The sequence below is a fragment of the Lentilitoribacter sp. Alg239-R112 genome, assembly GCF_900537175.1.
Lineage (GTDB): Bacteria > Pseudomonadota > Alphaproteobacteria > Rhizobiales > Rhizobiaceae > Lentilitoribacter.
The window spans coordinates 321,178-345,785 of sequence record NZ_LS999835.1 but is presented as its reverse complement, the minus strand read 5'-3'; the positions used below and the strand labels follow the sequence as shown (position 1 = coordinate 345,785).

Sequence of the window (24,608 nt, the reverse complement as noted above, 5' to 3'; positions counted from 1 at the left end):
ATAAGAAAAGATTGACGTGAGTGCCGTCAAATCTTACCTGTATTGTCTCAAATAAAATGAAAATCCTGGCTATTATCAATTTAACCCTAATTTAGCACTGAAAACCCGATTAAATGGCAACGAAAAGCACAACTGCAACAAAAGCAAACTCAGAAGCTTTATTTCCGTCAAGCAAAGTTGCGCATTTTGGCGAAGATAACCCCCTCCAACTTGATGCAGGTGTATCGCTATCGCCATTTCAAATTGCCTACGAAACGCATGGCGAATTGAACGTAGATAAATCAAATGCAATACTGATTTGCCATGCCCTAACGGGCGACCAATATTGCGCAAGTGAGCAACCTGTTACAAAAAAACCAGGTTGGTGGGAAACACTTATTGGCCCGGGAAAACCAATAGACACCGAAAGATATTTTGTTATCTGCTCAAACGTACTCGGCGGCTGCCTTGGCACAACGGGTCCCGCATCCATTGATGAAAAAACAGGATTACCCTATGGTTTGAATTTCCCGGTTTTAACAATTGCCGATATGGTTCGCGCACAAGCCATGCTTATCGATTATCTGGGTATTGATACCTTGTTCAGCGCCATTGGCGGCTCCATGGGCGGCATGCAGGTTCTGCAGTGGGCATCATCTTACCCATCTCGATTATTCTCAGCTATTCCAATGGCAACAGGTGCAAAACACACTTCGCAAAACATTGCGTTCCATGAAGTTGGCAGACAGGCCATCATGGCTGATCCGAACTGGCATGGCGGTAATTATGCGGCAACAAATGATATTCCCTCAAAAGGATTGGCTGTTGCGCGGATGACTGCTCACATAACTTATCTCTCAGAACCGGCGCTTCAACGGAAATTTGGTCGGCAATTGCAAAACCGAGATAATGTGAGCTTTGGTTTTGGCGCAGATTTTCAGATTGAAAGTTACCTGCGCCATCAAGGTTCAAGTTTTGTCGACAGATTTGATGCAAATTCCTATCTCTACATGACACGTGCCATGGATTATTTTGATTTGGCTGCTGACAATGACGGGAAATTGGCAAATGCATTTTCCGGCACCAGCACTCGGTTTTGTCTCATGTCATTTACAAGCGACTGGCTTTTCCCCACATCAGAAAGTCGCGATGTTGTTCATGCATTAAATGCTACAGGTGCATCTGTATCATTTGTCGAGATAGAATCAGACAAGGGGCACGACGCATTTTTACTCAATGAACCTGTTATGATCAGCACTGTCACCGGGTTTTTAAATTCCGCAGCAGAAGCAAGGGGGATTTAAATGACCGAAGCTGAAAAAAGACGTTTTGATCTCACAGTCATTGCCAAACATGTGACACCAAATGCAAAAGTGCTAGATATTGGTTGTGGTGATGGAACACTTTTAAGCATCTTAAAAGATCAAAAATCCGTCGATGGACGCGGTATTGAATTATCGCAAAAGGGTGTGAATGATTGCGTCGCACGCGGCTTATCTGTCATTCAAGGTGATGCAGATCGTGATCTTGTGCATTACCCTGACAAAAGCTTTGATTTTGTAATCCTGTCTCAAACCATTCAAGCAACTCATAGTCCAAAAAAGGTCTTGGAAGAGTTATTACGTATCGGCAAATATTGCATCGTCTCTGCACCCAATTTTGGTCATTGGCGTATGCGCTTACAATTGCTTCTACAAGGCAGAATGCCCGTTACCAAAAAACTTCCTTATTCGTGGTATGATACGCCCAATATTCACTTCTGTACCCTTTATGACTTTAGCCAGCTTTGCCATGATGTGAATGCGAATATTGAGCATGTCACACCCGTGACGGACACAGGACGTGACATGACGAAAACTGTCCCGCATTACCTATGGAATATTTTAGCACAGCAGGCCGTATTCCTGCTCACAGACGAAACCTAAAACTAGTCACTTTCTCTTTTGTTACGACCAAGAGACGACGGTTGTGGGGAAAGTACTGGCACGAAAATACGCCGTGAAGAACGCTCTGCAACGGGAAGTCCCTGATATAATTTCTTTTGAGCTTCCATGACGATCACGCCAGAAAACAGGGGCCAAAACCTCCGCCCAAGCCTTTCCCACATGGGGGAAGCTTGCAGCACTGGTGCGCGATCTGTTGGTGGAAAAAACAATGCTTCTGAACTTCCACGTGGTGTAAAATTAGCAGCTCTGAGAAGTTGGGCGAGTTGTCCTCGTGAATAGGGCTGCCCCGCACCAAATGGCGTATGTTCAAATCGGCACCATACACCTCGTCTATTCGGCACAACCACAATTACACTTCCATTGGGGGATAAAACGCGCCAGATCTCTTTTAACGTTTCCGCTGGGTCTTCAGTAAATTCGAGCGAATGCACCATTAATATGCGGTCAATGGAACTGTCCGCCAATGGTAATTCTTCGTCAAAAACCAATGATACTGCACACGGTTCATGCCGTGGCCAAGCTATAGCACCCTGCTTTGCCGGCATAAATGCAATTGTATGTTCTGCATCCGAACGAAATCGATCAAGATATGGCAAGGTATAACCTAGCCCTAAAAGTCGCTCATTGCCACTTGCCGACCATACCGCCGACAGTGCCATCGCGATTTTATCTCTCGCGCGGCGTCCAAGTCGTGAGTTGTAAAATTCTCGCAAATCGACAATATCTGTATTCATTCCTTAGATTTAGGATTGAAACGTCAATTTCGCAAGTAGGTTGGACCACCTCATGAACTTAAATAACAATCTTAAACCACGTGACATTATCGATATTTTAGCTATGGAACCCCATCCTGAGGGAGGATGGTACGTTCAGACCTTTAGAGATAGTGATGGAGGGACCAGAGGCCATTCAACAGCAATCTATTATCTACTCGAAGAGGGTCAGCGATCGCACTGGCATAGAGTTATCGATGCAACTGAGGTTTGGCTGTGGCATGGCGGTGCACCAATGGAACTCTCAATCTCCAAAGATGGGCGAACTAAAAAAGTGTTTCAATTGGGGCTTGATCTAATAAATGGCGAGCGCCCACAAGCAATTGTTGAGGCGAACGAATGGCAAAGCGCCAAGCCACTTGGCAAATGGGCGTTGGTTAGCTGCACAGTAGCGCCAGGATTTGAGTTTGAAAAATTTGAGATGGCAGAACCAAATTGGGCGCCATCTCAGATTTAGTTTCCTTTAAGAACCGATTTCGGTAGCAGACACACGAACATCACCGATTTTTGTTGGAATTTTTGCAAACATTGGAACATGAGCATTCATGTGCTTATTAACCCCAAACCAAACTTCCATACCTTTTGCCTGTTGCAAATATTTAACCGAATCATGATTGGCCCGATAGCCACCTTTAGGCGTAAATGTAACCTGACATTTAACCACACGCCCCCTAAAACCCTTTGTTTTATAACGAGCATGGCCAATGAACTTCAATTTAAGATCAACAAGAGTTTCGCCGTCAAATATCGAAACTGTACGACCGCAAACTGGTGATTTAGGCCCTTTATAAGGCAAAGTTAGGCTCGTAATTGGATCCACCACAGACAGAAGATCAGCATCCTTAAGCTTTACCCAGTCAGAAGGGCGGCTTTTGGGTTCAGGTGAAATTTTACTTTGTGTGACTTTACCATTTTCATTGTAAAGCACATCGAAAGCGCGCTTCTCATCACCTGATGTATAGTTTATTTTATATTGATCAGCGCGAAACATATGCGGCGTAACTTTACCAGTAACGGTCGTTTCACCTCGAATTTTTGCTACAATATCGGCTAACGATGACGATTTTATGCTGCCAGATGTTTTGAATGTCTCACCACTAATTTCGGTTTTGAAATTTAGCTTTGCCAGCGTAATTCCATGAATAACAAGCTTATAAGACGAGTTTGCGGTTTTAGCTGCAGCAACACTTGGTAACGCAGCAGTCGTGAATACGCATGAAAGCGCCGTAAAAACGAAAAGGTTCTTTAATTTCATTTTCTTCATTTCTTAAAGTCCAAATCGGAAAACTGGCTGGCCGGAAAACCGATTGGAAAGTCCCAACAAAATTGTGATATTGTAAGATTATGTCTATTATTAGTCACATTGTAACATTTCGTCAGTCTGACGCCATCAAATTACTTGACGTTTTCTCAGATTATGACTATGAAACCGCAACTTTCCAAAAGGTCTCTACTGGTTAGGCGCGCAAATCGCGCGATTTTCTACGTGGGAATGGCCTAGTATAAATAGGTGTTATAATGTCTCGTACATGCGAACTAACTGCAAAAGGCGTTCAATCTGGTAACAATGTTAGCCACGCCAACAATAAATCAAAGCGCAAGTTTTTGCCAAATCTTTGCAACGTGACTTTGATGTCAGAAGCTCTAAATCAGCGCTTTCGTATGCGTATTTCTGCTAACGCGCTTCGCTCTGTTGAGCATCGTGGTGGTTTGGATGCATTTTTGGCGAAAGCAAACGACCGTGATTTATCAACACGTGCACGTTTGATCAAAAAGCAACTTTCAAAAAAACTAGCTGAAGCTGCAGCTTAGTCTAGCTTCAAATTCAGTTTCGCTGGGCAGGCTCCTTCAAGGCCTGCCTTTATTTTAACTGGTGGCATCACCCAGGATAAAAAAATGCTAAATGTAAAATCTATTTCTCCGTTTATTTTTTTGATGGCATTCATCATTGTTGCCTCAAATTATCTCGTCCAATTTCCAGTCAATTACACTATCAGTGATTATAACCTAGCTGATCTTCTGACATGGGGCGCATTTACCTACCCAATAGCCTTTTTGATCACAGATATGACCAATCGGAAATTTGGTACCAAATCTGCTCGTATAGTTGTTGCCGTTGGTTTTCTAATTGCTGTTGGCCTTTCAATCTGGCTTGCGACACCGCGTATCGCTATTGCATCAGGTTCTGCTTTTTTAATTGCTCAACTACTTGATGTTTCAATTTTCAATAGCCTTCGTAAATCAACTTGGTGGCACGCACCGCTTATATCTTCCATCATCGGCTCGATTATCGACACGGTTCTATTCTTTGCTATCGCATTTTCAGCTGGATTTGGTTTCTTAGGATTTGAAGATACATTTGTTCTAGAAAATGCACCACTCTTAGGTCTTTTTGCTATGGAGGCTCCACGTTGGATTTCGTGGGCAATGGGTGACCTTGGTGTGAAACTGATTGTGGGCTTAGTAATGCTAATCCCTTATGGTGCAGCACTACCTTATTTAACTGGTGGCAAAACAACCGCTGCCGCGTAATTTATTATTGCTGTAGAAGCTTAAACTCAAGCATTAGGTTTCGCTGCAGGAACGAATGATTGTCGTCTGAAATCAGGGTGATAAAAACCTCACCTTGATCATTCGTCGTTACAGACATTCCCTCCATATTGTCAATCTGATAACCAGAACCAACATCGATTAGTATATCCCCGTCAACTGTCGCGTCTTTTTTGATTGTCGATACATCAATTCGGCGAATACGCATACCTATACCGCGAGCGATGCTAAATCGACGTTCAAGCAGAAGTAGGTCACCATTAGGTAAGAAATCAGCATCTGTGATATTATAGGGTGGGTTTCGTTTCACAAAGAACACACCCGGCTCAGTACCATCAATAATGGCAGCAAATAGATCACCTTCAGTATTCACACTCCGCTCAGAAAACGCAACGATAGCACCTTCTAGCGGGCTATCAACTTGTGATTTCGCAATGGCCTCTAGTCCGCCATTTCTTCTGAATTCTCGTTTCGGTATTTGCACAGGCAAAGACTTAACAGCAGCCGATTGCATTGGGTTTGCTAGCTTGTAGCCTTCAATCCGCGAGTTACGTTCAAAACTAACATAAATATACTCATCCTTTATAACTAAGCCTTCGGCATCAAGGTTCCACTTCGCGGTTGAATATTTCCCTTCTTCATTAAGCATGGGTGCTATTTCAAACGAAGCTATACCTGACAATCGACCATTATCATCGCGTTTAATGTTACCACCATACCAATGACCAGTATCCGCTACGCCGATGAAGGTTGAGCGATCAGCGGTTAATCGAATAGCTGACATGGCACCAAGCAAATCATTATCAGAAGACAACTCAAGACCACCAAGAAATTGCAAATGACCAAAGACATCTTCATCTGAACCGACTTTGAAGTTTTCGATCAAACGCGTATTCACGTCGACCTTCACAATATCGGCATTGGCGCAGGGAATAAGACAAAAGAAAGACAAAAGAATGGGTGCCGCTAGTCGCCTCATCCGCATCTAGCTTGCTCTCATAACACGGCCAGAACGACGACCCAAATTAGGTTCTTCCGCAAACAGTTCAGCCAATTGGTCAGTCATAGCACCAGCTAATTCTTCCGCGTCAACAATCGTTACAGCGCGACGATAGTAACGGGTCACATCGTGGCCAATACCGATCGCTAGAAGTTCAACTGGAGACTTTGTTTCAATCTCTTCAATAACACCGCGCAAATGACGCTCTAGATAGTTTCCACTATTCACGGAAAGCGTTGAATCATCCACCGGAGCACCATCAGATATCACCATCATGATACGACGCTGCTCACTACGTGCGAGAAGACGGTTATGAGCCCATATAAGAGCTTCACCATCGATATTTTCTTTAAGTAAGCCTTCACGCATCATTAAACCAAGGTTTCGCCGCGCACGACGCAATGGCACATCACCGGATTTATAAATGATATGGCGGAGATCATTCAAACGACCAGGGTCTGGCTGTTTGCCATCGCCGAGCCATTTTTCACGTGCTTGACCGCCCTTCCAGGCTTTTGTTGTAAAGCCTAGAATTTCAACTTTCACACCGCTGCGCTCAAGTGTTCTCGCAAGAATATCAGCACATGTAGCAGCAACTGTGATGGGGCGCCCGCGCATAGAACCTGAATTATCGATAAGAAGCGTAACCACCGTATCGCGGAATTTCGTATCGCGCTCGCGTTTAAATGACAAAGATTGTGTCGGATCGATAACAATGCGAGGTAAGCGCGCCGTATCCAAATGGCCTTCCTCAAGATCAAAATCCCAGGCACGATTTTGCTGCGCCATTAAGCGACGTTGCAAGCGGTTTGCCAATCGGCTCACAGCACCGGATAAATTTGCCAGCTGTTTGTCAAGAAAACCGCGTAACCGATCAAGTTCTTCTTCATCGCAAAGTTCTTCTGCTTTGATAACTTCATCGAACTCAGGCGTGAAAATGCGATAATCCAGTTTTTCATTCAGTGCTGCAAATGGTATATCAGGTTGTTTGGTTTCGCCCGGTGTTTCTGCTTCTTCATCACCATCGTCAGTGAAGTCATCATCGGAAAGTTCAGCGCCATCCTGTTCGCCTTCATCCATCTGATCATCAGCAGATTCACTATCTTCTGCGGGTGCCGATTCAGAACCTGCATCTTCTTCCATCTCTTCTGATGTTTCTTCTTCGGAGCGAGGCTGCTCTTCTTCAGATGAACTCTCATTATCTTCCGGCGGCGCATCGTCACCTTCATATTCTTCGGCAACATCCATAGAGACGAGCATATCACGCACAACATGCGCAAAATCAGATTGTTCATCCATATTCTCAATAAGTTGATCAAGCTGCCCACCAGCTTTTTCTTCAACCCAATCACGCCAAAGGTCAGCAACAGGACCAGCACTTGCAGGTGGTTTAGCACCAGTTAATCGTTCGCGGACAATAAGTGCCAAAGCTTCTTCAAGCGGCGCACTTTCACGATTTTGGATAGTGGTGTAATTTTGCTTCTCATACCTGTCTTCAAGCATTGCAGTAAGGTTTTTCGCAACACCAGAATATTTTGTTGAGCCGATGGCATCAACCCGCGCCCGCTCAACAGCATCAAAAATTGCCCGTGCATCGGCGCCTTCAGGCGTCATTTTCATATGCACTTTTTCATTATGGCAGGCTTGCTTAAGCGCAAAAGAATCCCCAAGCCCCCGAACGATCGATAAATCCTTAAGACTGGGACGCTTTGGCAATTCAGGCAACCGAATGGTGCCTACAGCAGTGCCCGGAGGGTCTTTTGTAAAAATCACCTCAAGCTCTTTATCTCCAGAAAGCGCACGAACGCAGCCAGCAATAGACCGCTTGATTGGCTCAGCGTCTATCTGACCTGGGGGATTATTTTTCCGGTTATCACCGCGACCAGCTGCCATGAGGTGCCTCTACTAACCCGCCGCGCTCATAATGACATGGGCAGAGCTTTCCTTAAGCTCTTCGTTAAATGCACGCTGATAATGCTCAGCAACCAAAGAACGCTCAAGCTCATCACATTTATTAACAAATGTAAGACGGAAAGCAACGGCAAGGTCACCAAAAATCTCAGCATTTTCAGCCCATGTGATCACAGTTCTTGGGCTCATAACAGTCGACAAATCACCAGCGATAAATGATTGGCGTGTCATATCCGCAAGACGGACCATACGAGAGACAGTGTCACGCCCCTCAACACCTTTAAAGGACTTAACCTTCGCCATGATGATATCAACTTCATTGTCATGTGGCAGATAATTCAATGTCGTTACAATTGACCAACGGTCCATCTGTGCTTGGTTAATCTGTTGAGTACCATGATAAAGACCAGTTGTATCACCCAAACCAACAGTGTTGGCTGTAGCAAACAGTCTAAACGCAGGATGCGGATGAATAACGCGGCTCTGATCAAGCAGCGTTAAACGGCCTGATGTTTCCAAAATCCGTTGGATCACAAACATCACATCTGGACGGCCAGCATCATACTCATCAAACACAAGCGCAACATTATTTTGATAGGCCCAAGGCAGGATACCATCTTTAAATTCGGTTACTTGCTGACCATCTTTAACAATAATCGCATCCTTACCTATCAAGTCAATCCGGCTGACATGGCTATCAAGATTGATACGTACACATGGCCAGTTGAGGCGCGCAGCAACTTGTTCAATATGAGTTGATTTACCCGTACCATGATAACCGCTCACCATCACACGACGATTGTGTGAAAACCCTGCTAAAATCGCAAGTGTCGTATCCTCATCAAAAATATAATCAGGATCTATCTCAGGCACTTGTCCAGAAGCTTCTGAATATGCAGGAACCTTCATATCAAGATCGATTCCAAACGTATCTCTGACTGATATTTCGATGTCAGGCGTATTTGTTTGTATAGCGCTCATGTTTTAATCTCATTTTTGGGAAAAATTTTTAAAATTGTTTAGCAAAAACCAGCCGATTTTAGCATCTGGTAGGCTTGGATAACTTCTCTAAAACGTTCTTCAGAACCACGATCGCCACCATTTGCATCAGGGTGATGCTTTTTTACCAGTTCTTTATAGCGAGCCTTAATATCATCGGACGACGCGGCAGCCGGGAGCCCTAACGTATCAAAAGCTTTGGTCTCAAGCGCCTTAAGTTTTCTCATTCTCGGTTCTGGCGCTTGACGCTCGGACTGCTCAAAGAAACCAAATGTATCATTCATACGCGCACGCGAGCCTGCACTGCCCGATGGACCAGGATCTTTCAACGGTGTATGCTTGACCTTCTTATTGACACCCATGCCCCATGTCGGGCGATGGCCTGTCAAAGCTTCTTTCTGATACCGAGCAACCTCACCATCAGACAAGCCTTCAAAATAATTGTAACCTTTGTTGTACTGACGAACATGATCGGCACAAAACTTGAAATACTTACCTTCGGCATTGCGACCTACTGGCGCTTTATGCTCGCCTTTTTTCTCGCACCCGTCCCATTGACACTCAGATTGCTCAGCATCCTTCTTGACTGAACCTTTTTTTGTGCCCTTCGGCTTGGTTCTAATCGAATCGAAATATTTGGAATTAAGTTTCATATTTAATTCATCAGCACTTTTTGAAATAGGACCATGCGAAACAAGGTAATCAAAATTCCACATGATCGGGTCACGAAATTGTCTATTACCCAAGGCCATTAAAATATATCTAGACGAATGGCATTTTTCAGGGCAATGACACTAGAAGAGTAATAAGGAGAACATGATGACGTTGCAAGACACAATTACTGCTAATTTGAAGTCAATTTTCGATCCAGTAGAATTAAACGTTATTAATGAAAGTCATTTACATGCCGGACATCAACCAGGATTTGATGGCAAAGGTGAATCTCATTTCCGAATTCAAATGGTATCTGCAAGCTTCGTTGGACTATCTCGAGTTGCCCGCCATCGTGCAGTGAACGAGGCAATGCAAAGCGCATTTGATGGTGGTTTACATGCACTTGCGCTGGATTTAGCCGCACCCAGTGAAGCAAAAAACTGGTAGGTCGCCGGACTACTCGATAGGACGTAAACTCAATTTGGTGATCCGGTTCTTTGATCTTTTAAGCACAATAAACCGCATATTATGGAAGGTAAACGCTTGTTTTTCCTCAGGAATAATCTGTGATTCATGAATAACAAGACCTGCAATCGTTGTCGCATCTTCATCCGGTAGCGACCAATCAAATGCTCGGTTTAGATCACGAACCGGCACAGACCCATCCACAATAACCGAGCCATCAGCTTGTTGTTTTACACCTTGAACATCAAGATCGTGTTCATCGGCAATATCACCGACGATTTCTTCCAGGATATCTTCAAGTGTAACCATGCCTTCAACTTCACCATATTCGTCAACCACGATGGCAAGATGAGCTTTACGTCGGAGGAAGGCATTGAGCTGGTCTTTAAGATTTGTTGCATCTGGCACAAACCAAGGTTTCTGCGCAATTTTCATTAAATCGATGTCACTAGCCTTCTGACCAGAAGTGGCCAAAGCCCGCAACACGTCCTTTGCATGGATGACGCCTATAATATTATCCGCTTCATCGCGCCAAATTGGCATCCGTGTGTAAGGACTTTCGAGAATAAGCTTCACATTATCAGCCGGCGCATCATCGGCATTGAGTATTGTCATGGATGTGCGGTGAACCATAACATCTGAAACTTCCAATTCACCCAAATCAAGAACGCCACCGAGGCGATCACGATCCGCTTTGATCACCGAACCTTCTTTATGAAGCAAATCCACCGCGCCACGTATTTCTTCTTGCGGAGACAGCATAAAATCGCCAGACGCCAAGCTTACCCCAAAGATACTCAAGATCCCTCGAACAACCCAGTTCACAAGGCTTGAAAGAGGCCCAATAATCAACACAAAAGGACGAATAATGGGAGCGACCGTGAGGGCAAATTTATCTGGCGCGGAGATCGCCCAGCTTTTTGGCAACACCTCCGCAAACACAACAAGCATGACCGTCATTACAAGCGTGGCCCAAACAACACCCGATTCGCCGAAAATTGACAAAAGTAGACTTGTCGCCAACGATGAAGCCAAAATGTTGACCAAATTATTGCCGATAAGAAGCGTGCCAATAAGCCTATCGCGGCGTTCAATCAGGTTACTCACCATCCCCGCTCGTGTTTCTCCGTTATTTTCCAACGAATGCATTCGCGCACGCGACACCGCAGTTAGCGCTGTTTCAGAGCCAGAAAAAAAAGCAGAAAACCCAATCAGAAATAAAATCGCAACAAGTGTCACCCAATGAGCGGCAACAAATAGCAAAAAAGCTTCGATCATCTATTATTCCGTGTTTCTTCAATAAAGCGCCGCACTTCATCGGCAGGCACATTGTTTGCTATAAAGGACTGTCCAATGCCCTTTGTCAAAATAAAGGTTAAATCTCCGCGTGAGACTTTCTTATCCTGCGCAATATGTTCCATTAATATATCGGTTGGCGGAAGCTCTCCGTCAATGTCATTTAGCGAAATTGGTAAACCAACCTGTTTCAAATGCTGTTCAACACGCACCGCATCATCGGGACTGGCAAGATTCATTCGAGCAGAAAACTTATATGCAAGCACCATTCCAATCGAAACACCTTCGCCATGAACTAACCTAGTGCTATCATATTTGGTCGCAGCTTCAAGCGCATGACCAAATGTGTGGCCAAGATTAAGAAGTGCGCGGCACCCATGCTCCTCCTCATCGGCAGCGACAACATCAGCTTTAGCCTGACAACTTGTAGCAATTGCCTGAATACGTTCAGGACCACCTGAGAAAATACCTTGCCAGCTTTTCTCTAACCACTCGAAAAAATCCGGCCGATCAATCAAGCCATATTTTGCAACTTCTGCATAACCCGCCCGCATTTCGCGGTCGCTCAAAGTATCCAGCGTATTCGTATCCACCAGCACCAATTGCGGCTGATGGAATACACCGACAAGGTTTTTGCCTGCTCCGGTATTAATCCCTGTCTTACCACCAACAGATGAATCCACCTGCGCCAACAAGCTCGTTGGCACCTGTATAAACTTCATGCCCCGTCGTACGATGCCTGCTGCAAATCCGGTCAAATCACCTATGACACCACCACCCAGAGCAATTACGGCATCACCGCGCTCCAACTTACACTCCAAAATATGGTCACAAACACGTGCCATGTTTTCATAATTCTTGGTTTTCTCACCAGCACTTAAGATAAGTGGCTCAACATCAATACCGTGCTCTTTCAAACTGGCCGATAATGGCTTCAAATAATGTTCAGCCACATTCTCATCGGTAATAATTGTGGCGCGGGCATTTGGCAAACGCGATGTAATTTCCTGCCCTGCCTTTTTCATCAGGTCTCTACCGATAAGAATATCATAGGATCTATTTCCCAATGATACTTTAACGCATTCTTGTGTTAAATCATGAGGTGTCTGGGACATTAGTTTTCCATCTCAGATAATTTGCTTTGTGCTATTTCGGCTGCTCCGGCGATCACTTTTGCCGCATCATTCACCACTGTAGTTTTTGGCGCATTACGTGATTGGACAACCAAATCAGCCTGCGCATAAATCGGATAACGGGCATCCATCAAATCACGAAGGATTTTCTGCGGGTTGGGTTGTTGAAGTAGTGGCCTCGTCGATCGCTTTGAAACCCTTTGCCACAACACATCAAAATCAGCCTTGAGCCATAAGGTTACGGAACTCGAAAGAACATTTTGCCGTGTTTCTTCATTCATAAAAGCCCCGCCGCCAGTAGAAACAATTTGCGGACCAGTTTGCAAAACCCGTTTAACAACGCGTGTTTCCAAAGCGCGAAATTCTGGTTCGCCATAAGCTTCAAATATTTCCGTAATCGGCATTTGTGCAGCAGCGACAATCTCATCATCTGTGTCTACAAACGGCAGCTCCATAAGTTGAGCAAGCATTCGACCAATCACTGACTTTCCTGCGCCCATAAGACCAATAAGCACGAGATTAGTGTCGCCCAACGCTTCGCGCGCCAACCGCCCAATTTCTGCCAAATCATTTTCATCCTGTGCGGACAATTATCAAACTCCAGATTTCCCTATCCCTATCGGGCAACAGCCCGCCTAGGTCAAGGGGAAAGCCCGAGTTTATAAAACCGCTCAAACTTGCCAACTTAAGATATTAGTTGCGAGTTTACGAAAATCTTCATAAAAAGAAGTTGTTTTTTCAAAGGATTCAAAGAGCTAAATGCCATCATTATTCAGATTGCTGTTTGTTATCGGCATCATTGTCGGGATTGGCTATGGGATCATGTTTGCACTGGTCAATTATGTCGAGCCGAAAGATCGAGAGATAACGATCCGAGTGCCCTCAGAACAACTTTATCGCGACCAATGAAACAAGATCTCAGCGCAGCCCATGTTGAAGCTTTCCTGGAGATGATGATTGCTGAACGTGGTGCAGCTAACAATACGGTTGAATCTTACACCCGTGATCTCGATGACGCGAGAGGTTTCCTGCAAACGAAAAATATCAAATTAACTGAAGCATCCTCAGATCATATTCGTGCCTACTTGAGCCATATGGCAGATCAAGGATTTGCCGCCACATCGCAAAGCAGGCATCTATCATCATTGAAGCAATTTTTTCGTTTTCTACATGACGAAGGCCTAAGGGATAACGACCCTACCGGCATTATTGATGCACCTAAATCACAAGTTACCTTGCCCAAAACACTGTCTGAAAGTGATGTTGACCTGCTACTAAAAACGGCAGATGATAAAGCCAACGACCCAACACAAAGCCTATCTACAAAACTACAACATGTTCGCTTTCATGCACTTTTAGAACTTTTATATGCAACAGGTATGCGGGTCAGCGAACTAGTTGCTCTGCCAAAAAACGTACTCAAGCGTAACGAGCCGTTTCTTCTCATTACCGGCAAAGGCAATAAAGAACGTCTTGTACCAATTTCTGGAGCTGCAAGACGTGCGCTTGAAACATATATCGATCTTCATAAAAAACATCACCAGGCAACAAAAAAGCCCGACGACAGCTCATTTCTTTTCCCTGCATCATCCAAAACGGGTCATTTGGCGCGTCAAGTATTTGCCCGGCAACTCAAAGATACAGCCCAATCTGCAGGTCTTAATATCGAAAAAATCTCACCACATGTTTTGAGGCATGCTTTTGCAAGCCATTTGTTAGCCAATGGTGCTGATTTACGTGCTGTACAGGAGTTACTGGGACATTCTGATATTTCAACCACACAAATCTACACCCATGTACTCGATGAACGATTGAAAAAACTGGTCAATGAGCATCACCCTCTTGCAAAACTAGATAAAAAACCCGATTAGAGCTACTGCACATTGAAACCGCGCCCAAACCACCTATCTTTTGAGAAGAGAATGCTTTATTGCGGTTCAAAATAATTTAAACCCAAAAAGTATAAACCTGGGCACCTTGAGTATTATGCAGCATTATCTAGATTTCGAAAAACCTATTTCCGACCTTGAGGGTAAAATTCGTGAGTTAAAAACACTTTCAGGTGACGATGAAGGCATCAATACATCTGAAGAGGTAGAACGCCTTGAAGTTAAGGCAAGCGAAGCAACTGCAGAAATTTATGGTCGGTTAAATCCGTGGCAGAAAACGCAGGTTGCCCGTCATCCAGCGCGCCCGCATTTTGTGGACTATGCGGCAAAACTGTTTACAGAGTTTACACCGCTAGCTGGCGACCGTAAATTTGCAAATGATGAAGCTATTCAGGCAGGTCTCGCGCGATTTAATGGTCAAGCTGTTGCTGTTTTAGGGCAAGAAAAAGGTGGTGACACAGAAACGCGCATTAAACACAATTTTGGTAGTGCACGTCCTGAAGGTTATCGGAAAGCCATTCGCGTGATGGAAATGGCTGATCGTTTTAATATGCCCATCATTACGCTGGTTGATACAGCCGGCGCATATCCTGGTGTTGGCGCAGAAGAACGCGGCCAGGCCGAAGCTATTGCACGCTCAACTGAAATGTGTCTGAACGTACGCGTTCCAATCATTTCAATCATTATTGGCGAAGGCGGCTCTGGCGGAGCAATCGCAATCGCAGTTGGCAATAAAGTCTTTATGCTCGAACATTCGATCTACAGTGTAATATCACCAGAAGGCGCAGCATCCATTCTTTGGCGTGATTCCGCGCGAGCCAAAGATGCGGCAACAGGCATGAAGATTACAGCACAAGATTTACAAGGCCTAGGCGTCATTGATGGCATTATTGCCGAACCTGTTGGCGGTGCGCACCGTGAGCCAGAAACAGTAATTTCTGGTGTGCGTGATGTCATCGCATCATCACTCGCTGAGTTTGCAGATAAATCCGGCGATGATATTCGCAAAGAGCGCCGAGAGAAATTCTTGGCAATAGGCCGTAATTTAGGCTAATTTGATATTTAGATCCCATATGAACATAATATTCGATGGGATTATTTCGATCACAATCTGTTTATCTGCTTTTTTTTAACGCCCATGGTAAGTTTTCGACAACCATAAGGGTGGTAGAACTTCTGACGTAGTTTTGAATTTGATTTGGTTTGATATTAGACGAGCGGTATATGGCTTTTTTAGATACGAAATGGGTCGTTTTGGCAGGCTGTTTAGCTTTAGCTGGATGTAATGACACACTTACATCCGTCGCCAACAAGGCAGAACACCCGCTTCCGAAAAAACTTGTAAGCCAAATGAAAGCGCAAGGTATGAGCACCCGCTCACCTATTATGATGCGCATTTTTAAAGAAGAAGGCACGCTCGAAGTCTGGAAACAAAAGCCAAATGGCCGATACGAGATCGTAACAAATTACGCCATCTGCAAATGGTCTGGAACCTTGGGCCCCAAATTCAAAGAAGGCGATCGCCAAGCGCCTGAAGGTTTCTACCGGATCCATCCTCACCAAATGAACCCGAACTCAAGCTATTATTTATCCTTCAATATGGGTTTTCCAAACCGTTATGACCGATCCCATGGGCGTACAGGATCCAATTTAATGGTACATGGCGCATGCTCATCAGCTGGCTGCTATTCTATGACCGATGAGCAAGTTTTAGAAATCTTTGGTTTTGCAAGAGATGCATTTAAAGGCGGGCAAAAATACTTTCAAGTTCAAGCCTATCCTTTTCGCCTGACCGCTGAGAATATGGCACGGCATCGCGATCATAAAAGTTTTAAATTTTGGAACATGCTCAAAGAAGGTTACGATCATTTCGAAATTACGAAACAACCACCGAAGGTAGAAGTCTGCGGACGTCAATATGTCTTCAATCAAATTGCAGAAGATAATGGGCGTTTCCGCGCAAGCGCCGCTTGCCCACAAATGTCTCAACCACAGTCGCTGCAATTTGCGCATGCAAATTTTCAGAAGAAATATGAGAAAGATTTCGCAGAAGCAGTTGCCAAGTTGGATAAAACCGCTGCAAAGGAACAACAGGCTGAAGTTGCAAAAATCGCAGCTCAAGCCCGCGCTGCAGAACGGGCCGAAATTGCAGAAAAACGCAATGAACAACTCACACAAGCTTTCTCACCGGTTGCATCAATTTTCTCACGGAAGCAAAACAGCGACGCACCAAGAAATACTGGTTTGGCTGCCAATCTTTACAAAACAAACCAAGTAACTCAGCCCGACCCGACCACCCATTCTGAAGCGAATACATCCATAGCACCGCAGGAAATTAATGCAGCGGATGTGCCCGTTCCTACTGCCGCTAACGCAACGATTGAGGAAAAAACACCTCGCTGGAAGTTTTGGAAACGAAAATCCAACTCAGATGGTTAGCGTATAGCCGCCTCATGAAAACACTTGATCTTAAAGGTTTAAAATGCCCTTTACCCGTTTTGCGGCTGAGACGCTATTTGCGTGATCATGCTAAGATTGGAGAACAGATCGAGGTTATGACAACCGATCCAATGGCGCAGCTCGATATCCCCCATTTTTGCAATGAGTTTAACCAAAAACTCATCTCTTCTTCTGTTGATAAAGATGGTCATGTCTTCATCGTTGAGAAGTTAACCGACACAACTAAAGATGAATGAGTTTCAGAAGTTGAGTTCGCGTGAGGTTCTTTTTTTCACGCAAATCTTTGAGTGATTGCGAACCATCACTTTTTGATAATTTAAAATGTTCGTCAGCCATAATAAGATCATGATGTCGATAATTGGGCGCTGGCAAATTTAGCAGAATTTGCAGAACACGGTGGATTGACGTCGAATGATACAGATCTTTCCCACGAATAACAAAATCCACACCCTGCTCAGCGTCATCTAGAACAACAGACAAATGATAACTCGTCGGAATATCACGTCGTGCTATAACAACATCACCCCAAGCCTCAGGGCTAGCTTCTATCTTAGTTGGTTTCAGCTCAGCATTAAACTCCACCCAAGTCACATCTTGTCCAAGCTGATCGAGGACAGCTCTCATATCCAGCCGCCAATTATGCGCCTCACCATTTAAAATTCGTAATTTACGTTCCTGGCGTGATAGCTCTTTGCATTTACCCGGATAATGAGGACTGCCATCGGGGTCTATCGGCCAATGAATACCATCATTTTCATAGATCGCGATGAGACTGTTAATGTCCTTCCTTGAGAGGAAGGCCGGATACACCAAATCACGTTCTATCAAATTTTGCAGAGTTGCTTGATATGCTTCAAAACGAGAGGATTGAAATAATACTGGTTCAGGCCAATCTAGCCCAAGCCATCTTAAATCTTCAAAAATTGCATCCACAAATTCAGGTTTCGATCGCGTGATATCTATATCTTCCATCCGCAGAAGAAACTCAGCATCATAGTCTTGCGAAAATTGCCAATTGAGAAGCGCCGAGTAAGCGTGGCCACGGTGTAAATACCCATTTGAGCTTGGCGCAAAGCGGACGCATTTTCCAATATCCGTAATCATATCACATCTATTGCATGAGAAACCATTTTCGTCATCCGAAGATTTTACGATATATCCTTAAGATGAATAAACGAATCGATTCGCAAGCCGATATCTTATTGGCGGTTTCAGACCTCAAAAAACGGGACCCTCTGCTCGTTCCCATTATTGAGAAACTTAATCACATTCCATTACGCCGAGCAGAAACAGGTTTTGAAAGCCTCGCAAACATCATCACATCACAGCTGATATCACGTGCAGCAGCGGATGCCATTTGGGAGAAACAGAAGGCATATTTTGGCTTTCTAACACCGCAAAACATTGCCCAATCGACCGAACAAAAACTAAGGAACCTTGGCTTATCGGGCGCCAAAGCGACTACACTTTTAGGCGTGGCTAATAAGCTGATTGATAGCCCGGAATTTCTCACTTTGCTAGAACAACACAACCCTGATAAAGCATTGAAAGAGTTGATATCTTTGAAGGGTATCGGGCCGTGGACTGCCGAAGTTTATCTTTTATCATGCTGCGGTCACCCGGATATATTTCCCGCAGGGGATATTGCTCTACGCACGGCATCGGGGCATGCTTTTTTTGATGGTGTGCAACCTGATCAAAAAGACCTGCGGGAATATTCAAAACGATGGGCGCCATGGCGTAGCGTTGCAGCCCGAATTCTTTGGGCATATTACGCAGATATTAAAAACTTCGACAAAAACCCAATTTGATTTTCTTTGGAAAATTATCTGATTTCATTTCACAAGAACGTCATATGATGCGTAGTATACGTAACTGAGAACGTTGTATCGATCAGGAGATGAACTTGACGATTGCTGTGTCGCCTGAGTCTCTGCCCGCACTTGTATTAAATGCGGACTATAGGCCCCTGAGTTATTATCCGCTGTCGCTTTGGTCATGGCAGGATGCGGTCAAAGCTGTGTTTTTAGATCGCGTGGATATTATTTCAGAATACGAACATGAAGTTTCATCACCAAGTTTTTCAATGAAACTTCCAAGCGTGGTTTGTTTAAAGAGCTATGTCAAACCTCCAGAACATCCATCTTTCACACGATTTAATGTCTTCCTGCGTGATAAATTTGAATGCCAATATTGCTATTCCAAAGAAGATTTAACGTTTGACCATGTTATCCCCCGCCGTTGCGGTGGAGAAACAACGTGGGAAAATATTGTAGCTGCCTGCTCGCCGTGCAATTTGAAAAAAGGCGGCAAGCTTCCTCAACAAGCTAAAATGTTTCCAAGACAAACACCCTACCAACCAACTATTCATGATCTACACAAAAATGGCCGGCTATTCCCGCCAAACCACTTACATGAAAGCTGGCTTGATTATCTTTATTGGGATTCAGAACTACAGCCTTAAGCTTTTCTGACAGCCAATCGCAGTGTGAAAAATGCCAAGACAGCGCTTGTAAATACATTCCAGCCCGCAAATGATAATCCAAAGACGCGTAATGCTGCTTTGTCACATGAAGGAGGGCGCTTTGCATTCAAATCAGCAAGCAAGTCGCCTGCATTGCCAGATAGCCCGTCAGCAGCAGCACCACATGATTCAGGCCCCGGCCACCATAGCCACTCAACGCCGGAATGAAATGCAGCAAGCCCCATGCCATAAAGCATAATTAGGCCTGCGATTAAAATCAGCAATCGTGTAATAATAGCTGGCACCGTGATGATTTTTGACAACGCAGCTAACACCAAAATCGGAGCGCCTACATAATAAGGAGTACGTTGTTCAAGACATAATGCACAAGGAATATAGCCACCGATATGTTCGAACGCGAGCGCAGAGCCCACAACAATTGCCATGGCAATTGCGAGATAAAATGATACCTCTTTATGGTCATTGGATGTTGGTGATTTTAATGAATCCAGCAACGAATTTTCGTTAGACAATATCAACCCCTAAAAAACGTAACGCACCGCATAAAACCCACCAATAAGCAATATCAAAAATAGGGCAAAAAGGAGGCCAAGATATTTTTCTATAAACAATCTAATTGGCTCACCAAATTTGCGAAGCAAATATGCCACTAGGAAAAAACGCGCCGCTCGACCAATAATGCTTACTATCGCAAACGTTACTAGATTCAAGCCAGTTGCACCGGAAAAAATCGTTAAAACCTTATAGGGAAACGGCGTGACCGCAGCAAAAAGTACTCCCCAACCACCGTGAGTATTATACCATTGTGAAATCTTATCAAACGAATCTGCTTTTCCATAGAACTCCAAAACAGCTTTACCGATCGTTTCATACAAAAACGCACCGATAAAATATCCCAAAAACGCACCGAGAACAGAAAATAATGTGCAAATAAGCGCAATGCGGACCCATTTATCGCGATTTGCAATCACCATTGGGATCAGCAAAACATCCGGCGGAATTGGGAAGACTGAACTTTCTAGAAATGATACACTGGCCAAACCTTTTTCAGCATGACGTGTCGCAGCAAGTGACATGGTCCAATCATAAAGGCGTCTGATCATTTGGTAATCCAGTATTATCTTGGGATATGGTTCTTGTAGCTCTATATACAAATTTGTAAACTAAAATCTAAAGAAGATTACTGCTTCAAAAGGCCATTTATGTCAGATCAGAACCTCGAGATACAAATTTCTTCGCTGCGCGATGAATTGAGCAAAATTAATAATCATCGTTATATCAAAGTTCACAATTCAATGCCGCGAATGCTTGGGTTTCAATTCATGCGAGGATTGGCATTCGGCCTAGGTTCAGTTGTTGGTGCAACAGTACTTGTTTCCGTTTTGGTTTACTTTCTATCAACAATAGATTTCATCCCAATTATCGGCGAATGGGCAAAAGAAATTTTGATTATGTTGCAACCTACAAAATAGATCATACAAGAATGAGTGCTATTTTTTTAATTTGCTTTATTCTTTTTCAGACTTGCCTAACTCAAATGCATATAGTATGTCGCTCCTCGGGCCTCCCTGGCGGAACTGGTAGACGCGTTGGATTCAAAATCCAATTCCTCACGGAGTGCCGGTTCGATTCCGGCGGGAGGTACCAAAATCTTATCTAGAAATACCAAGTTAGTTATACATCGCATTTGGCAGTAGAAGCGCAATTTGTGGAAATACGACTATGAGGGCTAATGTCGCGATCATAGCTAACCAAAATGGCATGATGCCAGCAAAAATTGTTTCAATTTTTACGTCAGGCACAACGCTTTTAACAATGAAAACATTTACCCCCACAGGCGGTGAAATAAGTCCCATTTCCAAAACAATGACCATAACAACACCGAGCCAAATCGGATCAAAACCCATACCCGTCACGAGCGGGAACACAATTGGGAGGGTGATGACCAATAAAGATAAGCCTTCAATGAACATACCCAAAATAATGTAACCAAAAAGAATGATGGCTAATGTACCATATGTTCCAAGTTCAAAACCTGTCACTGTGCCAGCTATTGTTGTTGGTAGGTGAGACAAAGCAACAAAAGGGGCAAATACATTTGCACCGACCAAAATAAAAAATGCCATACCCGTCGTTTTAAGTGTCTCAGCACTCACATGGTAGAGGTTTTTAAATGTACACTTCCCACGTAAAATAAGCATAATTAAAGCAAAGAATGCGCCAACACCTGCGGCTTCAACTGGGGTGAAGAACCCAGTGTAGATTCCACCAATCGTGATCAGGATAATGATAGCAATTCCTGTAGCGCGGAATAAACTTCGTATCTTCTCCCTCATTGTAAAATTTGGACCACGTGGCCCTTCGCTAGGCCAGATAAAAGTCACAATTGCAATTGCAATGAGAAACATTGTTGTCAGCAGTAGACCTGGAATGACTCCTGCCATGAAGAGTCGGCCAATGGATTCTTCTGTGAGAACAGCATAGATCACAAACCCCGTAGATGGCGGAATGAGAATACCGAGCGTCCCGCCGGCAGCTATTGAACCGGTTGCAAGCCGCGCTCCATAATTAAACCGCTTCATTTCTGGATAGGCAACCTTACCCATGGTTATCGCTGAAGCGATAGAGGAGCCTGATAGCGCCGCAAATCCTGCACAGCCTACAATGGTTGCTGCAGCTAACCCACCACGTAGGTGCCCAACAATTTTGTGTGCCGCTTCAAATAAATCCCGACTAAGACCAGCTGTGGAGGCAAGGTTTCCCATAAGAATAAAAAGGGGAATGATGGTCAATTGATAAACTGTAACCGTGGCAAAGGCTTGCCCACTTAACGTGAATGCCGCAGCTTGAAAGCCCGACAAAAAGATTGTGCCAACAAATCCCACTATGAGCAACGACACCGCAACCGGCACACCTATAGCCAAAAACATGAATAAGGCCGCAAATCCTAGAATGCCATATATTTCCGGGCTCATGGCAATAATCTCTCTAGCAAAAGCATAAGTGCTGCAAAAGTGCAGCCAATTGCTACAGCGTAATAGGATGGACCGAAGGGCAGCTGCAATAAGAGCGTTGCTTCACCAAAGTCAGCGGCATCCAATGCATTGGAAAATGCACGCCACGCAAGATAACTAAGCATCGTGAAGCCGCAAATTGATATAATCCAGTCCAAGGTTTTTTGCAGTTTTGCGGGGGCCATCGCTTTTAATGTATCTATTGCAATTAGTCGGCCAGCTAAGACACACAGCGGTAAACTAATGGAAACCAAAAAGGATAAAAGTATTTGGGCGTAATCATTCGCACCGAAGATGGGCATGTTGAGAAATGATCGCAAAAGTGCATCTGTCACGGATAGCCCCATAAGCCCAAATACAATCAAGGCACCGCCGATTACCAACGGCACCTCGATCCAGTTGCGCCAGCCAGCCACTCCTTCAGCAGCTGAACTTAATTTTTCACCGGACACTTATGATTTGCCCGCCAATGCATCAACTAATGCACTTGCGTCAATATTCTTCTCACTACCGACGTTGGCGACAAATGCATCCAATGCTTTTTGCATTTGTGTTCGGAATTCTTTGTCTGCTTCTGCGTCGATCTCAATTAGCTCCAAACCAGTTTCTTGCGCCAATTTTAGACCTGCTTGTCCAGCTTCAAAGAAAGATTTTGCACCACGTAAGCTTAATTCTCGACCTGTAAGACCATCCAACGCAGCTTTGTGTTCATCACTCAGGTTTTCCCAGCTTGATTTATTCATCAACAGGTAAAAACTATCGAGCGCTGAGGGGATATTGGTTGTGACATATTTTGCAGTTTCATTAAGTTTGTAGGAACGAATGCCTGATGGGCCAATCATCACAGCATCAATGACACCCGTATTCATCGCGTTATATGTGTCGATTGTTGGCATTGAGACGGGAATACCACCCCATGCTTTCACTAAATCTGCCATGACAGGGTTTGGCGTTCGAATTTTCATTCCTTGCATGTCTGCAACTGTACGCACAGCCCTATCGCGCGTAATTAATACAGATGGGTTGTTTGCCCACAAACCGAGCAGCTTTGTTTTTTCGTATTCATCTGCAAGAAGATCGATATTGTCCCAAAGTGCATTGGTCGCTGCCTCACCACCTGGAAATAATCCAGGTAAATGCACCATCGCTGTTTTACTAAATCGCTTCGGCGTATATTCAGGTATACCAAAAACAATATCGGCTACCCCTGTCACAACACGTTTATATTGTTGGGCTGGTCCCTTTCCGAGTTCACCAGACGGGAAAATTCGGATCGTTAGCTCACCGTTTGTTGCCTCATTCAATTGTTCCGCTAATGGCGTCATAACACCTTTGTCCATTGGGTGCGTCGCCGGCATAAAATGAGCAACTTTTAACTCAGCTGCATTCGCAAATGTAACACCTGTAATGATACCAGCCATCGATATAGCTGAAATTGCAAAACTGCGTAATCCTTTAAATTCCTGTCGCATATTTTCTCCCTCCAAATGTGCGTAATAACGCTTAACTAAGATAATTATCTATGTTAACTATATAAAACTATAGGCTATGGTGTAAGTCAACTAATTTGCTGGAGGGCTGTATTGTCTGAAGAATTCACATTGCATAATCGCGTTGGTTTTAAAGTCACACTTTTAGCCCGAATTATGGAAGCAAGGCTTGAAAAACAATTGTCACAACATGGTGTTACCCGTTTAATGTGGTGTGTATTGCGCGGAGCAGGCATGGAAAATGTAAACACACCTTCAGGCCTTGCCGAATATATATGCATAGCAAGGCCCGCCATATCGCGTCTGTTAAAGGATATGGAAAAACGCGGATATGTGGAACGAAGCGGTATTGAAGGTGACAAACGGCTCACTGAAGTTACACTTACAGAGTTAGGCATTGAAAAAATGAAAACATGCCATGTATTGGTCCGAGAACTAAACGGGCATTTTACAGATAAACTTGACCCAGAAACCTTTGACATATTGATGGCGGCAATCGACAAAATGACAGAAGGTGAAAACGTTAATCTGATGCGTCTGTAACTGATTAGCATCTAGAGGAAT

The 24,608-nt window shown here is 44.2% G+C and carries 30 protein-coding genes and 1 tRNA gene; 16 read left to right on the top strand and 15 right to left on the bottom strand.

Annotated features, from left to right (window positions below):
- Positions 1-113 precede the first annotated feature (113 nt).
- Together G3W54_RS18545 and metW are read left to right on the top strand one after the other, a co-directional pair.
- Positions 114-1,283: a homoserine O-acetyltransferase gene (locus G3W54_RS18545; RefSeq protein WP_162654777.1), complete on the top strand. Its 1,170-nt coding sequence runs from the start codon at positions 114-116 to the stop codon at positions 1,281-1,283.
- Positions 1,284-1,904, top strand: coding sequence for a methionine biosynthesis protein MetW (gene metW, locus G3W54_RS18540; protein ID WP_162654776.1), 621 nt, complete (start codon positions 1,284-1,286; stop codon positions 1,902-1,904). It begins immediately after the preceding gene.
- Positions 1,905-1,906: 2 nt separating this feature from the next.
- On the opposite strand, the gene G3W54_RS18535 is transcribed toward metW, so the two are convergent.
- Positions 1,907-2,659 carry a class I SAM-dependent methyltransferase gene (locus G3W54_RS18535; RefSeq protein WP_162654775.1) on the bottom strand — a complete coding sequence of 251 codons (753 nt, stop codon included), beginning with the start codon at positions 2,657-2,659 and terminating at the stop codon, positions 1,907-1,909.
- 52 nt (positions 2,660-2,711) lie between these two features.
- Here G3W54_RS18535 and G3W54_RS18530 point away from each other — a divergent pair, with 52 nt between their 5' ends.
- Positions 2,712-3,155, top strand: a complete 444-nt coding sequence (locus G3W54_RS18530) for a cupin domain-containing protein (RefSeq protein ID WP_162654774.1) — start codon at positions 2,712-2,714, stop codon at positions 3,153-3,155.
- Positions 3,156-3,161: 6 nt separating this feature from the next.
- Here the strand turns inward: G3W54_RS18530 and G3W54_RS18525 are convergent, their stop codons facing one another.
- A complete protein-coding gene (locus G3W54_RS18525; RefSeq protein ID WP_162654773.1) occupies positions 3,162-3,962 on the bottom strand; it encodes a DUF3108 domain-containing protein in 801 nt (266 codons plus the stop codon).
- 254 nt (positions 3,963-4,216) lie between these two features.
- Here G3W54_RS18525 and rpmB point away from each other — a divergent pair, with 254 nt between their 5' ends.
- Both rpmB and G3W54_RS18515 read left to right on the top strand, forming a co-directional pair.
- On the top strand, positions 4,217-4,510 hold the full coding sequence (gene rpmB / locus G3W54_RS18520; protein ID WP_162654772.1) for a 50S ribosomal protein L28: 294 nt from the start codon (positions 4,217-4,219) through the stop codon (positions 4,508-4,510).
- A gap of 84 nt (positions 4,511-4,594) precedes the next feature.
- Positions 4,595-5,230 carry a queuosine precursor transporter gene (locus G3W54_RS18515; protein ID WP_162654771.1) on the top strand — a complete coding sequence of 212 codons (636 nt, stop codon included), beginning with the start codon at positions 4,595-4,597 and terminating at the stop codon, positions 5,228-5,230.
- A 4-nt stretch (positions 5,231-5,234) separates the two neighbouring features.
- Here G3W54_RS18515 and G3W54_RS18510 read toward each other — a convergent pair whose 3' ends face one another.
- The 4 genes from G3W54_RS18510 to G3W54_RS18495 are packed head-to-tail and all read right to left on the bottom strand — an operon-like array spanning position 5,235 to position 9,811.
- Positions 5,235-6,233 carry an esterase-like activity of phytase family protein gene (locus G3W54_RS18510; RefSeq protein WP_162654770.1) on the bottom strand — a complete coding sequence of 333 codons (999 nt, stop codon included), beginning with the start codon at positions 6,231-6,233 and terminating at the stop codon, positions 5,235-5,237.
- Positions 6,234-8,141 carry a cobaltochelatase subunit CobT gene (gene cobT / locus G3W54_RS18505; RefSeq protein ID WP_162654769.1) on the bottom strand — a complete coding sequence of 636 codons (1,908 nt, stop codon included), beginning with the start codon at positions 8,139-8,141 and terminating at the stop codon, positions 6,234-6,236.
- 12 nt (positions 8,142-8,153) lie between these two features.
- Positions 8,154-9,140 carry a cobaltochelatase subunit CobS gene (gene cobS / locus G3W54_RS18500; protein ID WP_162654768.1) on the bottom strand — a complete coding sequence of 329 codons (987 nt, stop codon included), beginning with the start codon at positions 9,138-9,140 and terminating at the stop codon, positions 8,154-8,156.
- Between the two features lie 38 nt (positions 9,141-9,178).
- Complete coding sequence (locus G3W54_RS18495) at positions 9,179-9,811, bottom strand: J domain-containing protein (RefSeq protein ID WP_162654908.1); 633 nt, start codon at positions 9,809-9,811, stop codon at positions 9,179-9,181.
- Positions 9,812-9,977: 166 nt separating this feature from the next.
- Between G3W54_RS18495 and G3W54_RS18490 the strand changes: the two genes are divergently transcribed.
- Positions 9,978-10,259 carry a BolA family protein gene (locus tag G3W54_RS18490; protein ID WP_162654767.1) on the top strand — a complete coding sequence of 94 codons (282 nt, stop codon included), beginning with the start codon at positions 9,978-9,980 and terminating at the stop codon, positions 10,257-10,259.
- A gap of 9 nt (positions 10,260-10,268) precedes the next feature.
- Here G3W54_RS18490 and G3W54_RS18485 read toward each other — a convergent pair whose 3' ends face one another.
- Genes G3W54_RS18485 through G3W54_RS18475 form a run of 3 tightly spaced genes read right to left on the bottom strand, consistent with a single transcriptional unit; the run spans position 10,269 to position 13,296 of the window.
- Positions 10,269-11,555, bottom strand: a complete 1,287-nt coding sequence (locus G3W54_RS18485) for an HlyC/CorC family transporter (RefSeq protein WP_162654766.1) — start codon at positions 11,553-11,555, stop codon at positions 10,269-10,271.
- Positions 11,552-12,688 (bottom strand): 3-dehydroquinate synthase, encoded by a 1,137-nt coding sequence (aroB, locus tag G3W54_RS18480; RefSeq protein WP_162654765.1) that lies wholly within the window; start codon positions 12,686-12,688, stop codon positions 11,552-11,554. The genes G3W54_RS18485 and aroB overlap by 4 nt, the downstream gene beginning before the upstream one ends.
- Complete coding sequence (locus G3W54_RS18475; RefSeq protein WP_162654764.1) at positions 12,688-13,296, bottom strand: shikimate kinase; 609 nt, start codon at positions 13,294-13,296, stop codon at positions 12,688-12,690. Before G3W54_RS18475 ends, aroB begins: the two co-directional genes overlap by 1 nt.
- 169 nt (positions 13,297-13,465) lie before the next feature.
- Here G3W54_RS18475 and G3W54_RS18470 point away from each other — a divergent pair, with 169 nt between their 5' ends.
- The 5 genes from G3W54_RS18470 (at position 13,466) to G3W54_RS18450 (ending at position 17,291) form a co-directional block, all read left to right on the top strand.
- A complete protein-coding gene (locus tag G3W54_RS18470) occupies positions 13,466-13,615 on the top strand; it encodes a histidine kinase (protein WP_162654763.1) in 150 nt (49 codons plus the stop codon).
- Positions 13,612-14,577 (top strand): site-specific tyrosine recombinase XerD, encoded by a 966-nt coding sequence (gene xerD / locus G3W54_RS18465; protein ID WP_162654762.1) that lies wholly within the window; start codon positions 13,612-13,614, stop codon positions 14,575-14,577. Before G3W54_RS18470 ends, xerD begins: the two co-directional genes overlap by 4 nt.
- A 115-nt stretch (positions 14,578-14,692) precedes the next feature.
- Positions 14,693-15,649 (top strand): acetyl-CoA carboxylase carboxyltransferase subunit alpha, encoded by a 957-nt coding sequence (locus G3W54_RS18460; RefSeq protein WP_162654761.1) that lies wholly within the window; start codon positions 14,693-14,695, stop codon positions 15,647-15,649.
- A gap of 170 nt (positions 15,650-15,819) precedes the next feature.
- A complete protein-coding gene (locus G3W54_RS18455) occupies positions 15,820-17,034 on the top strand; it encodes a murein L,D-transpeptidase family protein (protein ID WP_162654760.1) in 1,215 nt (404 codons plus the stop codon).
- A 14-nt stretch (positions 17,035-17,048) separates the two neighbouring features.
- On the top strand, positions 17,049-17,291 hold the full coding sequence (locus tag G3W54_RS18450; RefSeq protein ID WP_162654759.1) for a sulfurtransferase TusA family protein: 243 nt from the start codon (positions 17,049-17,051) through the stop codon (positions 17,289-17,291).
- Here the strand turns inward: G3W54_RS18450 and gluQRS are convergent.
- Complete coding sequence (gene gluQRS / locus G3W54_RS18445; RefSeq protein WP_162654758.1) at positions 17,278-18,159, bottom strand: tRNA glutamyl-Q(34) synthetase GluQRS; 882 nt, start codon at positions 18,157-18,159, stop codon at positions 17,278-17,280. The genes G3W54_RS18450 and gluQRS overlap by 14 nt on opposite strands.
- 62 nt (positions 18,160-18,221) lie before the next feature.
- On the opposite strand from gluQRS, the gene G3W54_RS18440 reads away from it, so the two are divergent.
- On the top strand, positions 18,222-18,866 hold the full coding sequence (locus tag G3W54_RS18440) for a DNA-3-methyladenine glycosylase (protein ID WP_162654757.1): 645 nt from the start codon (positions 18,222-18,224) through the stop codon (positions 18,864-18,866).
- 95 nt (positions 18,867-18,961) lie between these two features.
- Entirely contained in the window at positions 18,962-19,519 is a 558-nt protein-coding gene (locus G3W54_RS18435) for an HNH endonuclease (RefSeq protein ID WP_162654756.1), read from the top strand.
- Here the strand turns inward: G3W54_RS18435 and G3W54_RS18430 are convergent.
- A complete protein-coding gene (locus G3W54_RS18430; protein WP_244627993.1) occupies positions 19,516-20,052 on the bottom strand; it encodes a disulfide bond formation protein B in 537 nt (178 codons plus the stop codon). The two genes, G3W54_RS18435 and G3W54_RS18430, sit on opposite strands and share 4 nt — an antisense overlap.
- Before the next feature lie 9 nt (positions 20,053-20,061).
- A complete protein-coding gene (locus G3W54_RS18425; protein ID WP_162654755.1) occupies positions 20,062-20,643 on the bottom strand; it encodes a YqaA family protein in 582 nt (193 codons plus the stop codon).
- A 99-nt stretch (positions 20,644-20,742) separates the two neighbouring features.
- On the opposite strand from G3W54_RS18425, the gene G3W54_RS18420 reads away from it, so the two are divergent.
- Together G3W54_RS18420 and G3W54_RS18415 are read left to right on the top strand one after the other, a co-directional pair.
- The gene (locus tag G3W54_RS18420; RefSeq protein WP_162654754.1) at positions 20,743-21,012 is read left to right on the top strand and encodes a DUF5665 domain-containing protein; all 270 of its coding nucleotides are present in this window, start codon (positions 20,743-20,745) and stop codon (positions 21,010-21,012) included.
- 90 nt (positions 21,013-21,102) lie between these two features.
- Positions 21,103-21,187, top strand: a tRNA-Leu gene (locus G3W54_RS18415).
- Between the two features lie 23 nt (positions 21,188-21,210).
- Here G3W54_RS18415 and G3W54_RS18410 read toward each other — a convergent pair.
- The 3 genes from G3W54_RS18410 to G3W54_RS18400 are packed head-to-tail and all read right to left on the bottom strand — an operon-like array spanning position 21,211 to position 24,026.
- Entirely contained in the window at positions 21,211-22,515 is a 1,305-nt protein-coding gene (locus tag G3W54_RS18410) for a TRAP transporter large permease (protein ID WP_162654753.1), read from the bottom strand.
- Positions 22,512-23,006: a TRAP transporter small permease gene (locus G3W54_RS18405; protein WP_162654752.1), complete on the bottom strand. Its 495-nt coding sequence runs from the start codon at positions 23,004-23,006 to the stop codon at positions 22,512-22,514. The genes G3W54_RS18410 and G3W54_RS18405 overlap by 4 nt, the downstream gene beginning before the upstream one ends.
- A complete protein-coding gene (locus G3W54_RS18400) occupies positions 23,007-24,026 on the bottom strand; it encodes a TRAP transporter substrate-binding protein (RefSeq protein WP_162654751.1) in 1,020 nt (339 codons plus the stop codon).
- A 111-nt stretch (positions 24,027-24,137) separates the two neighbouring features.
- Here G3W54_RS18400 and G3W54_RS18395 point away from each other — a divergent pair, with 111 nt between their 5' ends.
- Positions 24,138-24,587 (top strand): MarR family transcriptional regulator, encoded by a 450-nt coding sequence (locus tag G3W54_RS18395; RefSeq protein WP_162654750.1) that lies wholly within the window; start codon positions 24,138-24,140, stop codon positions 24,585-24,587.
- Positions 24,588-24,608 lie beyond the last annotated feature (21 nt).

Bases quoted from the DNA above. Each gene is read 5' to 3' on its own strand.
- xerD (WP_162654762.1), top strand. From the start codon at position 13,612: ATGAAACAAGATCTCAGCGCAGCCCATGTTGAAGCTTTCCTGGAGATG.
- G3W54_RS18535 (WP_162654775.1), bottom strand. From the start codon at position 2,659: ATGAATACAGATATTGTCGATTTGCGAGAATTTTACAACTCACGACTT.
- G3W54_RS18400 (WP_162654751.1), bottom strand. From the start codon at position 24,026: ATGCGACAGGAATTTAAAGGATTACGCAGTTTTGCAATTTCAGCTATA.
- G3W54_RS18470 (WP_162654763.1), top strand. From the start codon at position 13,466: ATGCCATCATTATTCAGATTGCTGTTTGTTATCGGCATCATTGTCGGG.
- G3W54_RS18525 (WP_162654773.1), bottom strand. From the start codon at position 3,962: ATGAAGAAAATGAAATTAAAGAACCTTTTCGTTTTTACGGCGCTTTCA.
- G3W54_RS18510 (WP_162654770.1), bottom strand. From the start codon at position 6,233: ATGCGGATGAGGCGACTAGCGGCACCCATTCTTTTGTCTTTCTTTTGT.
- G3W54_RS18545 (WP_162654777.1), top strand. From the start codon at position 114: ATGGCAACGAAAAGCACAACTGCAACAAAAGCAAACTCAGAAGCTTTA.
- G3W54_RS18425 (WP_162654755.1), bottom strand. From the start codon at position 20,643: ATGATCAGACGCCTTTATGATTGGACCATGTCACTTGCTGCGACACGT.
- G3W54_RS18495 (WP_162654908.1), bottom strand. From the start codon at position 9,811: ATGAAACTTAATTCCAAATATTTCGATTCGATTAGAACCAAGCCGAAG.
- metW (WP_162654776.1), top strand. From the start codon at position 1,284: ATGACCGAAGCTGAAAAAAGACGTTTTGATCTCACAGTCATTGCCAAA.
- G3W54_RS18420 (WP_162654754.1), top strand. From the start codon at position 20,743: ATGTCAGATCAGAACCTCGAGATACAAATTTCTTCGCTGCGCGATGAA.
- G3W54_RS18455 (WP_162654760.1), top strand. From the start codon at position 15,820: ATGGCTTTTTTAGATACGAAATGGGTCGTTTTGGCAGGCTGTTTAGCT.
- G3W54_RS18440 (WP_162654757.1), top strand. From the start codon at position 18,222: ATGAATAAACGAATCGATTCGCAAGCCGATATCTTATTGGCGGTTTCA.
- G3W54_RS18450 (WP_162654759.1), top strand. From the start codon at position 17,049: ATGAAAACACTTGATCTTAAAGGTTTAAAATGCCCTTTACCCGTTTTG.
- G3W54_RS18410 (WP_162654753.1), bottom strand. From the start codon at position 22,515: ATGAGCCCGGAAATATATGGCATTCTAGGATTTGCGGCCTTATTCATG.
- cobT (WP_162654769.1), bottom strand. From the start codon at position 8,141: ATGGCAGCTGGTCGCGGTGATAACCGGAAAAATAATCCCCCAGGTCAG.
- gluQRS (WP_162654758.1), bottom strand. From the start codon at position 18,159: ATGATTACGGATATTGGAAAATGCGTCCGCTTTGCGCCAAGCTCAAAT.
- G3W54_RS18515 (WP_162654771.1), top strand. From the start codon at position 4,595: ATGCTAAATGTAAAATCTATTTCTCCGTTTATTTTTTTGATGGCATTC.
- aroB (WP_162654765.1), bottom strand. From the start codon at position 12,688: ATGTCCCAGACACCTCATGATTTAACACAAGAATGCGTTAAAGTATCA.
- G3W54_RS18485 (WP_162654766.1), bottom strand. From the start codon at position 11,555: ATGATCGAAGCTTTTTTGCTATTTGTTGCCGCTCATTGGGTGACACTT.
- cobS (WP_162654768.1), bottom strand. From the start codon at position 9,140: ATGAGCGCTATACAAACAAATACGCCTGACATCGAAATATCAGTCAGA.
- G3W54_RS18460 (WP_162654761.1), top strand. From the start codon at position 14,693: ATGCAGCATTATCTAGATTTCGAAAAACCTATTTCCGACCTTGAGGGT.
- G3W54_RS18490 (WP_162654767.1), top strand. From the start codon at position 9,978: ATGACGTTGCAAGACACAATTACTGCTAATTTGAAGTCAATTTTCGAT.
- G3W54_RS18530 (WP_162654774.1), top strand. From the start codon at position 2,712: ATGAACTTAAATAACAATCTTAAACCACGTGACATTATCGATATTTTA.
- rpmB (WP_162654772.1), top strand. From the start codon at position 4,217: ATGTCTCGTACATGCGAACTAACTGCAAAAGGCGTTCAATCTGGTAAC.